The sequence below is a fragment of the Marinomonas sp. MED121 genome (assembly GCF_000153025.1).
GTDB lineage: Bacteria > Pseudomonadota > Gammaproteobacteria > Pseudomonadales > Marinomonadaceae > Marinomonas.
Genome location: NZ_CH672429.1, coordinates 1094880 through 1108172, shown reverse-complemented (window position 1 = coordinate 1108172; position 13293 = coordinate 1094880). Strand labels below are relative to the sequence as shown.

At 41.4% G+C, this 13293-nt stretch carries 12 protein-coding genes and 3 CRISPR repeat arrays (1 of these 15 cut by a window edge); of the genes, 7 read left to right on the top strand and 5 right to left on the bottom strand.

The window, feature by feature from the left end:
• A CRISPR array of direct repeats spans positions 1-976; the repeat unit is 28 nt; unit sequence GTTCCCTGCCGAATAGGCAGCTTAGAAA; it reaches 312 nt to the left of the window's first position.
• 108 nt (positions 977-1084) lie between these two features.
• Positions 1085-1892: direct repeats of the CRISPR family, unit length 28 nt; unit sequence GTTCACTGCCGAATAGGCAGCTTAGAAA.
• Positions 1893-2005: 113 nt separating this feature from the next.
• Positions 2006-3167: direct repeats of the CRISPR family, unit length 23 nt; unit sequence CTGCCGAATAGGCAGCTTAGAAA.
• Positions 3168-3358: 191 nt separating this feature from the next.
• The 4 genes from MED121_RS05060 to MED121_RS05045 form a co-directional block, all read right to left on the bottom strand.
• Complete coding sequence (locus MED121_RS05060) at positions 3359-3727, bottom strand: hypothetical protein (protein WP_009832542.1); 369 nt, start codon at positions 3725-3727, stop codon at positions 3359-3361.
• Positions 3728-3933: 206 nt separating this feature from the next.
• Positions 3934-4320, bottom strand: a complete 387-nt coding sequence (locus MED121_RS05055) for a hypothetical protein (RefSeq protein WP_009832540.1) — start codon at positions 4318-4320, stop codon at positions 3934-3936.
• The gene (locus MED121_RS23600; protein WP_009832539.1) at positions 4317-6629 is read right to left on the bottom strand and encodes a hypothetical protein; all 2313 of its coding nucleotides are present in this window, start codon (positions 6627-6629) and stop codon (positions 4317-4319) included. Before MED121_RS23600 ends, MED121_RS05055 begins: the two co-directional genes overlap by 4 nt.
• A gap of 149 nt (positions 6630-6778) precedes the next feature.
• Positions 6779-7051, bottom strand: a complete 273-nt coding sequence (locus MED121_RS05045) for a hypothetical protein (protein WP_009832538.1) — start codon at positions 7049-7051, stop codon at positions 6779-6781.
• 121 nt (positions 7052-7172) lie between these two features.
• Here MED121_RS05045 and MED121_RS05040 point away from each other — a divergent pair, with 121 nt between their 5' ends.
• The 7 genes from MED121_RS05040 (at position 7173) to MED121_RS05010 (ending at position 11641) form a co-directional block, all read left to right on the top strand.
• Positions 7173-7730 (top strand): DUF6817 domain-containing protein, encoded by a 558-nt coding sequence (locus MED121_RS05040; protein WP_009832537.1) that lies wholly within the window; start codon positions 7173-7175, stop codon positions 7728-7730.
• Between the two features lie 76 nt (positions 7731-7806).
• Positions 7807-8343, top strand: a complete 537-nt coding sequence (locus MED121_RS05035) for a GNAT family N-acetyltransferase (protein ID WP_036179384.1) — start codon at positions 7807-7809, stop codon at positions 8341-8343.
• 257 nt (positions 8344-8600) lie between these two features.
• A complete protein-coding gene (locus tag MED121_RS05030) occupies positions 8601-8864 on the top strand; it encodes a Rho-binding antiterminator (RefSeq protein WP_242603191.1) in 264 nt (87 codons plus the stop codon).
• A gap of 280 nt (positions 8865-9144) precedes the next feature.
• Positions 9145-9597: a GNAT family N-acetyltransferase gene (locus MED121_RS05025; protein ID WP_009832534.1), complete on the top strand. Its 453-nt coding sequence runs from the start codon at positions 9145-9147 to the stop codon at positions 9595-9597.
• A gap of 112 nt (positions 9598-9709) precedes the next feature.
• Positions 9710-10561 (top strand): AraC family transcriptional regulator, encoded by an 852-nt coding sequence (locus MED121_RS05020; RefSeq protein WP_009832533.1) that lies wholly within the window; start codon positions 9710-9712, stop codon positions 10559-10561.
• A 138-nt stretch (positions 10562-10699) separates the two neighbouring features.
• The gene (locus MED121_RS05015; RefSeq protein ID WP_009832532.1) at positions 10700-11305 is read left to right on the top strand and encodes a LysE family translocator; all 606 of its coding nucleotides are present in this window, start codon (positions 10700-10702) and stop codon (positions 11303-11305) included.
• Between the two features lie 39 nt (positions 11306-11344).
• Positions 11345-11641 (top strand): Dabb family protein, encoded by a 297-nt coding sequence (locus tag MED121_RS05010; RefSeq protein WP_036178748.1) that lies wholly within the window; start codon positions 11345-11347, stop codon positions 11639-11641.
• Positions 11642-11724: 83 nt separating this feature from the next.
• On the opposite strand, the gene MED121_RS23595 is transcribed toward MED121_RS05010, so the two are convergent.
• On the bottom strand, positions 11725-12984 hold the full coding sequence (locus tag MED121_RS23595) for a diguanylate cyclase (protein WP_009832530.1): 1260 nt from the start codon (positions 12982-12984) through the stop codon (positions 11725-11727).
• Positions 12985-13293 lie beyond the last annotated feature (309 nt).

Sequence of the window (13293 nt, the reverse complement as noted above, 5' to 3'; positions counted from 1 at the left end):
ATAGGCAGCTTAGAAAAGTTAGTTTTTGTGGGTTATGCCGCTAAGAATGTTCCCTGCCGAATAGGCAGCTTAGAAAACGCTCTCGAGTACATCACCGTCCTCATTCTGGTTCCCTGCCGAATAGGCAGCTTAGAAATTGAGCATCAATTAATCCTGACATACCAAACAGTTCACTGCCGAATAGGCAGCTTAGAAATCTGTTTTACTATTAATTTCACCCTCACCTTCGTTCCCTGCCGAATAGGCAGCTTAGAAATACAATGCCCTGTAAAAGGGTTACATCTAAAGGTTCCCTGCCGAATAGGCAGCTTAGAAAGTCACCAATCGCGTGATTCCAGTAAAAACCGTGTTCCCTGCCGAATAGGCAGCTTAGAAATATACTTTTGCACACGCAACAGACCCATACGCGTTCCCTGCCGAATAGGCAGCTTAGAAATAAGTTATCAAGTGTGGCTAAATCACCCGTAAGTTCCCTGCCGAATAGGCAGCTTAGAAATAACCGAAGGTGCTTTGAAGTACGACCCTTCAGTTCCCTGCCGAATAGGCAGCTTAGAAAAGTTTAAAAGGTGAAAATCAGGCTTTTAGCACGTTCCCTGCCGAATAGGCAGCTTAGAAATTAAATAAAAAAAGCAGCGTTAATAGTATCGTGTTCCCTGCCGAATAGGCAGCTTAGAAATAACTCAAAAGACGGTTTATACCTTCGGGGCCGTTCCCTGCCGAATAGGCAGCTTAGAAATTCAGAACCATCACCTATTTCAACTTCTAATGGTTCCCTGCCGAATAGGCAGCTTAGAAATCTAGGCTTTCACGAATTAACCTGGCAACCGCGTTCCCTGCCGAATAGGCAGCTTAGAAATTGAAGGCGGCGTCAGCTAACACGCTGCAGCGGTTCCCTGCCGAATAGGCAGCTTAGAAATTGGTTTATGGAGTCGACCGCGTCGTCGAATTGTTCCCTGCCGAATAGGCAGCTTAGAAAAACGGTGTAGATTAGTTGATTTGTTAACACATCCTTGATGAACGTCACCCGGAAAAAACATCCGTGTTTTTTCGTTCAGCCAGACGGTGCGTTGCACCTAAAGAAACTGGCTTCACCCGTATAGGCAGCTTAGAAAATTTAAGTGTGTGCTAAGGTCGATCAAATGCAGTTCCCTGCCGAATAGGCAGCTTAGAAAATTGTGTAGTGAAACTGAGGTTCACGATTAGCGTTCACTGCCGAACAGGCAGCTTAGAAAGTAATGCTTAACAAAAAATGGTTCAAGAAAGAGTTCACTGCCGAACAGGCAGCTTAGAAAAAACTGGTACGTTTGAAAATTCTGATTTTGTCGTTCACTGCCGAATAGGCAGCTTAGAAAAGTATTCGAGTTGAGCCTGACTTTGCAACGACGTTCACTGCCGAATAGGCAGCTTAGAAAAGAAGCCCTTCACTTCTCCTGACCCTTTAATTGTTCACTGCCGAATAGGCAGCTTAGAAAAGGTGAGTACGCATTGGATGGTTCAGCACTTAGTTCACTGCCGAATAGGCAGCTTAGAAACGCAATCAACACAGCATTGATACGCGCATCGGGTTCACTGCCGAATAGGCAGCTTAGAAAGTAAGAACAAAGTTGAGATAGACCTAACAGATGTTCACTGCCGAATAGGCAGCTTAGAAAATTACGCAACACTCCCTATCTTTTGTCCTTGCGTTCACTGCCGAATAGGCAGCTTAGAAAGAGGGAAAAATGAACTTAAAATCCGTAGTGACGTTCACTGCCGAATAGGCAGCTTAGAAACATTGAGGATACTTTTGTCAGCGGCCGCGTAGGTTCACTGCCGAATAGGCAGCTTAGAAAAACATAAAACATTGCATCGTTAAGCTCTATCAGTTCACTGCCGAATAGGCAGCTTAGAAAAACGGTGTAGATTAGTTGGTTTGTTAACACATCCTTGATGAGCGTCACCCGGAAAAAACATCCGTGTTTTTTCGTTCAGCCAGACGGTGCGTTGCACCTAAAGAAACTGGCTTCACCCGAATAGGCAGCTTAGAAAGCCACACGGCAAAATTACGCCTGTATTTTGTGGTTCCCTGCCGAATAGGCAGCTTAGAAAAGAACGACATTGTAGAGATACGCACCGCCCAGGTTCACTGCCGAATAGGCAGCTTAGAAAACGATGGCGACGGTGCAGGCGTTCAGACTGACGTTCACTGCCGAATAGGCAGCTTAGAAATTGGGTTGCTGGGGGTGTGCCCTCTGTAGCTAGTTCACTGCCGAATAGGCAGCTTAGAAAGGACGATGCTGATCCAAACGTTGATTATTTCAGTTCAATGCCGAATAGGCAGCTTAGAAACATCGCGTTAGTCATAGGCGTGTCTAGGTCTTGTTCACTGCCGAATAGGCAGCTTAGAAATAGGGCAAGCATTGCCGGAAGTGATAGTGTTTGTTCTCTGCCGAATAGGCAGCTTAGAAAAACTAAATCAAACATTAGAGGTAGAATGCTAGTTCCCTGCCGAATAGGCAGTTTAGAAATTTACCTGTTCTGAAAACAAACTCACCAGCACGTTCCCTGCCGAATAGGCAGCTTAGAAAATGGTACGCGAACACTCCTCAAAGTTGATGAGGTTCACTGCCGAATAGGCAGCTTAGAAAATTTACATCACCACTAAATTAGTTTTATAACTGTTCCCTGCCGAATAGGCAGCTTAGAAATCACCATGACGACACTTAGACGCAATCATGTGGTTCCCTGCCGAATAGGCAGCTTAGAAATTTTTGAAGCTCACCTGAAAACGGGTTTAATTGTTCCCTGCCGAATAGGCAGCTTAGAAATGCGACAAGCGAACCACAGGAGAAATTTTATTGTTCCCTGCCGAATAGGCAGCTTAGAAATGTCTCAGGTTTATAACCATCATAATCAGCATGTTCCCTGCCGAATAGGCAGCTTAGAAAATCTAGCGCCGCCCATACTGCCATCATGAACCGTTCACTGCCGAACAGGCAGCTTAGAAATTGCCGCCACATTTCGCAAATCGAGTTTAAAAGTTCACTGCCGAACAGGCAGCTTAGAAATTCATGGACAATATAGCCATATAACACATTCAGTTCACTGCCGAATAGGCAGCTTAGAAAGCACGGTTTAAAGCTACCCAACATGAAAGAAAGTTCCCTGCCGAATAGGCAGCTTAGAAAAAAAACATTAGATTCTAAAGTTTTCTTCTCGTTCCCATGCTCCGCGTGGGAATGCATCCCCTTGAGCTCTAGCTCAAGTAAGATCTTAAAACGGTAGCTTAGCTACCTAATATGAATTCCCACGGAGGACCGCGGGAACTAGATAAATTCTTGCTAAGTAGCTAGATATAAAATTCACATCATAGAGGAAATTATTTGGTATAAATTACTAATCTCAGATGTTTGGTGCTTAATTTTCTCATTAATACACTGGTTGAATTGTATTTCGTAAGTGATCGTTTTTTGTCAACAAAGTAGCTCTGTAAATCACAAAACTTTGTTGTGAATTCAGTCCATTCTTTACGGTTTTTCTGCATGTCTTTTAAGTAACCTTTGTGGTCTTCTGAAGATTTGAAATGATTTTCAATTTTTTTATACTCTGAAGCTAGCTTTATTTGGTTGTTTTCTATTTTTTCTTTAATGCAATTATTTATTCCCGGCAGATATTTTTCTTTGAAGCAGCTATCGCTAGCTGCTGACTGAAAGCTTATCAGCATCATAATGGGAATTATTTTCTTCATTTAGTCTCTCAAATTAGAAATGTTAAAACGTTATAACTTGTTTAGGATTTCTGAAAAAAGCCTAGTAATTTAATGGTTAGGCTTTCTATTCACTTCTTTATGTATCAAGACAGCCTCAAAGCCCAAGCTTTTTATGAAAAGCTGGGCTGGTTTGCACGGGGCAAAATCCGTATGTATTCCTTCAATGCTTCAATCAATGAGGATGTTTAGTTTTTACCTGTTGGCTCGCAAGTGATGCTTTTTTCAGGAAAGAAAATCTCACACTTTTGCTCGTTCCAAGGTGCTGCAGCTATAAAGTAGAGTGACGCTCCTGATAACCTTAGGTCTATTGGATAAACTGATGGATAATCAACTTTTAAATCATAACCACTCTCATCAAGTTCGCAGTATTCTTGAGTCGTATTTGTTCTAAGGTCATTTACAAAAATACATGGAGAGTTTAATTTCATATATGCAATGAATATTGGATCTTTCCCTTTTGGAAGATCTTTGGCAATTTGATAGTATTTATATTCACTTATTTTTCCTTCACTATGGGAAAGTAAGTTTGTAGAAAGTAAAACAGAAAATATAAAAATGTATATCTTTATCATAAATAGTCTCTTCTAGTTGTAAACCGATTACCATCAACTCCAAAAGTCGTTTTCCATAAACTTTCATTTTTTAATACTTTATAAAGCTGCGAATCAACTCCTTTAAGGTCATCTTTTTGATCTTTATACACTGCCGGCACGATTACCTTTCGAGTATTACCTCTTTTATCTTTAGTGCCTGTGTAATCCCCTCGGTAAGTTAAATCGACTAACACATCTTTTACTTTTTTAGGCAAAGCATCCCAATCAATTTTCTTATCATTCAAATAGTCTCTACAAACGTCTGGTTTTGTACTTAGACGTTTAGCTTCACCTTCATAATAATCATAAATAGCAAGGAAAAGATAATACTGCTGCTTACGGGTAAGGGTGATTTTAGACTTATCTTTAATGCTTTCTTTAAAGTCTTTAACGTACTTAATCAGTGCCTTATCATTCTCTTGTGCTTTTTTAATATGGGCAGTTTTAGCTTCGCCTTTTAAGCCTTCGCCTGATTTATTATGGGCCCCTTTCATCCCCACAGAATCTTTTAAAAACGTGATGAGCTCGGGAGCAACTGGTCTGCAATGTTCAGCCACTTTATCAAAATAGCCTTGAACCTCTTTAGCTGATCTAGAACCGACATCTAAGCCTCGACCTATTGTTATACCTGATGCGCTAGCAACTACTTCTGAGGTTGATGCTTTACCTCGTACAGGAAGGTGAACAATACGGCTAAAGTTATAACTTTCATCTGTGTCATTCCCTTCCACATCAAAGGTCAATTGCCCCTTTGGTACGGTGAGCCACTTTTTGTCCATTTCGTCATCTAGGATGCTGTCATCAGGTTTGTCTGTGACGGTTTTTATCTTGTCGTTTTCTGTCTTTTTCGCCCAGTCAGAAGGTTGGATGTCGGCTTTGGCTAAGGGAATCTCGATGACTTTTTTATGGCTATATTGAGCATCAAAAGGTCTGAGGGTTTTCAGTGGTTTAACCAAGCTGGTGAGGGTTTGGGCAATGTCTTTATATAAATCCGTTTTAGTGTCTGTCGTTGCTGACAATAACACTTGGCGAGTAATGGCCAAGCTGACTTTGCCTGTGAGTATGCCTATCAGGTTTGAGACGCTATTTAGGCTGGCATCTTCGGTGGTTTTGATCGAGAGGTATACCGCAAGGTCAATGAGCTTTTCTGGTGTCATGGCCTTAACAAAGCGCTGACAACTGGTTGCGAGTATATTGCGACTTTGTTGATCATTAATAATGAGAATCTGCTTTTCCATGGCTTTAGATTCTGCTTTGAGTTTGATATCTGCTCTAGGTTGCCAACCTGCCAGGGCTGACTCTAACGCATCAATATCACCACGGGTTACGGCTTCACACAGGGCATATTGGATTGGGCTCAGTGTTGCTTCGTCTAAATCCGATTCATCTTGTAGTAGGTACTCATCAATGAGCTGAGACATGTCACTTGTAGCGGCTTTTACCTTATCTAGGCTGTTTTGATAAAAGCTGAGCATATCCATATTTTCAAGTGTACCGCTAAGCTCAGCAAGGTAATCCTTTAGTTGCTGATTTGAGGCTTCTGTAATTGCGCTGATTTCTATGTCTTTTAATTTCTCAAGGGAATAATCGGCCACTTTTTGAATGGTATTATCCAGTGCTTTTTCTAACTCAGTGTAGAGCTTATCAAGCACTGCTTGGTTATCGACGGGTTCTCCAAAGCTAATATAGGCGTTGGCATTTGGGCAGTCTTCGACACAGGCCCAGCCCATAGGGTTAAGTGACCCTTGTAAGACCTTTTTGTCTGGATCATCAAACTCAATTTTATAGGGCACATCGCCGACAGGTGTCTTTTCTTGATCGTCATAAACCACTTCTAAAATGATGGGCGCAGGTGGCTGGCCAAAAGACGCCGGTACTTTAGGTTTACTGGCTTCTGGCTTTGGATCTTTTACTACAGGTTCTGGTGCCTTTTCTTCCATGGGGGCTGGCGGATGTAAGTTGCCATTTGATTGAGCATTAAAAGACGCACCACTGCCTTTCGCGTCAAATCTCGCATTCAGTCGCCTGATGAGATCTTGGTTTGCATATGAAAGCGCCAGTGGATTGACGACAGTCTCACCCTTGTTAAAACAAAAAAGCGGTAGATTGGGGGTGTCCGCTAGGGCAACCACTTCACCGTCAGCCAGTTTTTGCCTGACCTGTTCAGGGGATAGATTGGTGGGGGTGATAGCTTGCCAATTATCCTCATTGAAAGAGGAGAAGTCAGCCTCGATTTGATTGGCTTCATTAAGAAGCACAGATTCAGTTGGGGTAATTCTATGGTACATTTTTCCGCATCCTTGCGATTAAAAAAGCGCATTAAACCTCAAAATTAAGAGGGTGTTAATGATAGTTTTGTAAAGGCTTTTTAATATTATTTGTATAGCTATTTTTTAGTGATCTTTTAGTGCGTTTTAGTGATCTTTTTTATGAGAATCTAATCTTCTTTGGGTCTATCGCTTTTCCAAATATACAACTTGGCCATTTTTTCGCGGTAAAGGTCTGTCAGCTCTAGATTTTCGTTTATCAGGCCTTTTTTGATGAGGGCGGCAACGGTTTTTTCATAGTAGACGATTCTCTTTTTTTCTTCTGGTCTGTTTTTATGGGCAAAGTAGTATTTATTGTCGTCTTCTTTGGTAAGAAGGTAACCACTATTGAGGCGGCCAAGGAAGACTCTTTGTGTTTGCGTTAGGGGGATTGAAAGTGGCATTTTTATCTTTTACACGATGTATGTTAAATGTGGCGCTATGTTAACATTTCTTTTTTATTTTTATAGCGTTAAAACATGGATGGATTAAGGAGAAATGTATGAATGTATTAAGGAGAAATACATGCTTGAAACAGATATGAGGTTTGAAGCGCTTGAGGCTTTAGGTGCGGGTGAGTTTGATCATCTAAATGGCTCTTTGATTTCGCATTTGACGGGCACCTTTAAGATGTTAAAAACATGGGATGCTGCCGATTATGTGTGTGATGCTGGACTTTTTCATGCAGCATATGGGACAGCAGGGTTTGATGACAAAATGGTGTCTTTATCTCAAAGAGCCAAGATAGCAGAGGTCATAGGGAAAGAGGCTGAGGTCTTGGTTTATTTATATTGCAGTTGCGATAGGGATTATGTATTTGATCGCACAATAGGTAAGGCGCCTATTGCCTTTAAAGACAGGTTTACCAATGAGTGTTTTGTCTTGGATGAGAAACAAGCCCGTGATTTTTGTGAACTAACCCTAGCGAATGAGTTCGAGCTGTTCTTAACGAGTGACGCCTTTGTTGCCAAGTATGGGGCTGAGCTTTATGACTTGTTTGAGAATATTCAGCATTATTTAACTGATACTGGTGTTAAGGCTTACCAAGCATTTTATGCAAAAGCGCCTGAATTAACCCAATAAGACTCGTTCCCTAATTAAAAAGCGAAGATGCTCAAAAAATGAAACAAGCTTGATAAGGATGAAAAGCGTTTTAACCATGAAAATTGATGTTGCGACTCAGTCTGATATGCCAGACTTTTTTACTTATCTCACTCTGCAATTAGCAGGTAACGGGCGCGGAGATTCACCTTTATTTCAGCCTGTGTCCCGTGATGATTCGATTGTCAGTGTGCCAACCAGACAAAGGTTTATGCAAGGTGTCGCTATGCCTATGGGTGAACCCGGTTGGCGCTTATTATGGCTAGTAAAGCATGAAACTGGACAGATTATGGGGCATGTGGATATTCGTCCTTATGAGGATGAGCATTGTCAGCATAGGGTACTGTTAGGAATGGGCGTGGATAGCCATTATCGACGTCAGGGTTTGGGTCGTTTATTGCTTGAACATAGCATTGAATTTTGTCGTGAGCAGGCGCACATTAGCTGGTTAGACCTGAATGTGTTATCGACTAATCAAGGGGCGAAACAGCTTTATTTGAATGCTGGTTTTCAGGTATTAGGTGAGATAGAAGATAGGTATCGTATTGATGGTGTGTCTGTTGCTGAAACCACCATGACTTTAAAGACGTTTTAGTCTTTGATGACAACCCTCTATTGTATGAACTTGGCAGGTTGTGGTGCTCCACTCATAAAGGCATTAATGAGGTGACTTAATCGCAGGTTCCTTAGGTATTCCTAAATGTTTTGTTCAAAAAAACTTTAATAAAAGGGGTTGGAGCTTACTCCAAGTTAAGGTTATTATCAGGTTCACTTTTTTCACGCTTCACCCTCCTATGATTTTATTAAGGAGCGATTATCCGCCTTTGTTGGTGTGAGGTGACCAAATGTTTGATGCTAGGATCTATGCCAATGATGACTTGTGAGCAACATGATTATATTGAACTTGCTTGTGTGTATTTGTATGAGATAAATCTAACCCTAAGAAATGGCGATCAGGTGAAAGGCCAAGCCCTAGATACCCTTTATAATGATGACAAAGAAGCTTGCCTTTGTATCAAACAAGGGGAAGAGGTTAAGTTGGTTGTCTTAGATCAGATTGTTGGGATGCGAGCCTGCCAAGAAAACCCTCACTTTCATCATATCTTGTTTGATTAATCAGCTCTTTTTGTCATTCCGCTTCTTTTACTCTTTATGTCGCTTTGTCTCTCTATCGCTTTCTCGCTCCTTGCTTAAGACATTTCTCAAGGTTTTTAACCTGAGATCTTGCACCATTTACATCTGATTTTTTAAGTTTAAATTAATGATTTTAAAGTAACTACTAACCTGTTAGATTACTTGGAATATAGCGTGTGTCTTAATGACCCTATGGGGTGATTGAAACTTCTTTTAGGCTTTTAACGGTCTAAAGTAGCAATTTTATGTTGGAGAGGGTGTCATGATTGAATGGCAGGTTAAGCGGTTTGAGCAGTTAAAAACCACTGAACTTTATGAGATTTTAAGGGTAAGGCAGGAAGTCTTTGTGGTCGAGCAAAATTGCCCTTATCAAGATGTGGATAGCTTGGATAATGTGTCTTGGCACCTTTATACCAGTGATGAGAAAACCGATAAGATTTTAGCCTATCTACGTATTACCTATGCGGGCTGTAAATATGATGAAATCTCTATTGGCCGTGTGCTTACCACGAAAGCTGCCCGAGGTATGGGCTTGGGCAAGGCCTTGATTCAAGGGGCGCTTGAGTTTTTAGATAAAGAAGCAGCAAAAAGCCCGATTCGTATTTCTGCCCAACTTTATTTGCAAACCTTTTATGAAGACTTTGGGTTTGAGGTGGTGTCTGAGGTCTATGATGAAGATGACATCCCTCATATTGAGATGCTGAGATCTCTCTAAATTGAATAGATTTGCACAAATCTTCTAGCAAGATTTTTTAGATGGGCATACCTTTTACTTGTTATTGCTTTTAAGCATTTTTAATTGTGTATGTTTTTAGAGAGTTGGGTCAATGTCACATACAGACAGCTGGGTTCAGGTTAAGCAAGATAAGCACACAGGAATAGAAACCTTTCGTGCTCATTTTAAGGGGCATGCTTATGACCCTCATTGGCATGATACCTATCTGATTGGCTTTACCGAACAAGGTGTGCAGCAATTTAACTGTCGTAAACAGATGTGTACCTCACTAGAAGGGGGCAGCTTTTTATTGGAGCCAGGTGAAATCCATGATGGTAACGCGCCAATAAAAGAGGGCTTTACCTATCGTCAACTTTATCTGCCTGTCACTTGGTTACATGACAATTTAGCCGCTTTGTTTCATGACTTGCCGGATAACTTTGAGTTTAATACTGCCCAAAATTTGATGCAGGATAAGCAGCTTACCGCCAGTATCTCAGCCGCTTTTAGTGCTTTGCATTATCAAGAGCCTGAGATCATTCGAGAAGCTTGCCTAGATCAAATGCTAGCGCACGCCAGCAAGCACCTTAGTTGGCGTCAAAAAGCTGAGCAAGATATGCTTTTATCCGCGTCAAGTGTTTGCCCTTTAGCGCTAAGAACCCGCGAGTTTTTAAGGCAAAACTTATATCAAGACATTAACCTTGAAAGTTTGGCCCTAGAGCTAGGGACAGATAGGTTTCGCTTAACGAGGCGCTTTAAAGCGGCTTTTGGATTAGCGCCCCATGCCTATTTAATTCAACTTAGGCTGGCAAAAGCCAGAGTCTTATTAGCTCAAGGCCTTTCACCTATCAGTGTGGCGAGCGATTTATGCTTTGCTGATCAAAGCCATTTAGGGCGTTGGTTTCGCAGGGTGTATCGCTTAACCCCCAGTGCCTATCAAAAACAGATTATGCAATCTCGCTAACGTTTCTTTTTTTATAAGCTTTTTAAAACAACCGCTTAGCGATTAAGTAAAGATTCAATTTATGCACAAAGCTTCCAGACTTAAAGACTCAGACGATAGATACTAGGCGCTCAAATTACCCAAGTGACAGGTGTTTCTATGTTGAGTTTATACGTGAGTTTTTCGTTATTTTCCTTTGTGGCGTCTATTACGCCAGGGCCAACCAATGTGATAGCGCTCAGTTATGGCGGTAAATTGGGAATCTTACGAGTGCTGCCTTTTATTCTGGGGGCTTCTATTGGCACAGGTTTTATCTTGTTTATGACGGCGATGGGGCTGACTCAATTTTTATTTGATTACCCTTTGGTGAAACCTGTGCTGGGTTTTATTGGTGCCAGTTGGTTGAGTGTGATGGCTTATCGATTATTTCACCTTAAAAGTGTCGAGGCTCAAGGAACGCTTGCGGATAAAACTGGGCTCAGTTGGTTTCAAGGTTGTGGATTACAGTTTGTGAACCCTAAAAGTTGGATGATGTCTGTGACAGTTGCCAGTTTATACCCTAGCCAAGGCATGAGTGAATTGCTTCACTATGTATCACTGGCGATTATTTTTGCTCTGATTGCCGTACCATGCATTTGTGTCTGGGCTTATTTGGGTAAACTGGCTAACCGTCACCTTAATACACAAACGCAGCAAGCTCGGTTGAATCAAATACTCGCCATCTTATTGTTTTTAAGTGTATGGTGGGCCTTTATTCAAGCTTGATTGGACACTGGGTCAATTGAAGTAAATGGAGGAATGACAATGGTAAGGCATCTTTTATTGGTTAAGTTTACCCTAGCAACCGGTGAGCAGGATCTGATTCAACTAGAGCAAGCTTTTTACCAATTAAAAGCGGATATTGCAGGGATAGAAAGTGTGGAGTTTGGGCTCAATACTAGCCCTGAAGGTTTAGATAAGGGCTTTACCCACGCTATTTTGATGACCTTTATTGATACTAAGGCCAGGGATGCCTATTTACCCCATGCAAAACATGAGGCCTTTAAAGCCATGTTTGTGCCCATGATTGAGGATATTTTGGTCTTTGATTACGAGGTTTAAACGTCATAAAAAAGGGAAGGAAGCTTGGTGCTTCTTTCCCTTTTTGTATGGTTAGCAGTCTATGGACACTTTATAACGCTTGATTATTTTGACACTGTGTTAGCAGCTGATAAGAGTGCTTCATCTGAGTCTTTGCTGGTAGAAGTGCCAGGAGGTGTTTGCATATATGAGACCTGATTACGCCCATTATGCTTAGCATAGTAGAGGGCATCATCGGCACTTTTGATGAGATTGTCTAAATTAGGGTGTTGTACATCTGAGATGCAAGCAACCCCAAGGCTAATCGTAATTTGTATCTTGTAAGACTGGGTGTCAAATGCAGCGTTTTCAATGGCCGAACGTAATTTTTCAGCGATGACTTGGCTGCCGTTTTTACCTGTATTAGGTAGCAGAATAATAAACTCTTCCCCTCCGTATCTTGCGACAATGTCATTTGAACGCACGGTTTGTTGGGCGATTTCAGCAAGTAATGTGAGTACGCTATCCCCAGCTTGGTGACCATAGGTATCGTTAACAAACTTAAAGTGGTCAACATCAAACAGGATAATGCTGAGTTCTGTTTGGAATTTATCGTATTGTTTTAAGTCTTGTAATAGGCGAGCTTCGAAGCTGCGGCGATTATAAATATTGGTGAGCTTGTCTTTGGTTGCCATTTCAATGAGCTCAAGCTCATATTCTTCTCTAATCTGTTGGACTTTTTTATAGCCAATGCCAATCACAAAGGCCGTGATAATGGCGATACTTGAAAGTAGAAGTAACATTCTGTCGACCCATTCCATATGGGCTTTCATGGCGGCTATCCGATCACTGATATCATAATAAAGTTCGAAAGCACCGATGAACTCGCCAGCTATCATCATGGGAACATAGACCTCGACCACATCCAGTGCCGTTATTTCACCATCTAAGGAGGTCGAGTTTTTCTTCACTAGCAAGGTAAATATTTCTCCCTTTGCCACTTGGTTATGAAAATAGCCTTTTTCGTTGACTGTGCCGATATCTTTATCTTGGGATGAATAGAGCACCTCGCCGTCATGGCTGAACACCTTACTTTTCCAGAGTAGGTAATCTTGTTCAGCCTGTTTTATATAAGTTACGGTTTCTTGTGAAATAGAGAGATGACCCTCTTTAGTGTCTTGTATGACTCTTCTTTGCATTCGGGTGGCTGCGCGAGTTGCTTCGCTTTCTGTGTTTTGAACAATCAGTTTAATAAAAGCAGGGTGAATAAAGTTGCTTTCAATGATAGGTGTGCCGATGGCGATAATAATGACACAAAGTTGGATCAAACGGACCAAGGTGATTTGGTTGATAATATGGGATTTAGTTTTGAGACCAAGATTCATTGAGAACTCTCCCTGTTGAAGACTGAGTAACTTCGATCATCATAATGCGAAAGAAGTTGGCGAAGAGGAAACTGTCCTGCATTCCAATTGATTGCCATTTAATCAATTAAGATTAGTCGGCCATGTCTAAAGGGGCAATAAGGCCTTAATGCTTTTCGATAATGCTTTTCGATCCTTAAGTGAAAATCTACTGTGCTGACGTCACTTAGAAAGAAAGATTAAAAAGAGAAACTAACAAGAAAGTTAAAATGCATGATGGAGCAACAATGGGGGAAAAGTTTGTAAGCATCGTCGTTATGGCAGTAAGGA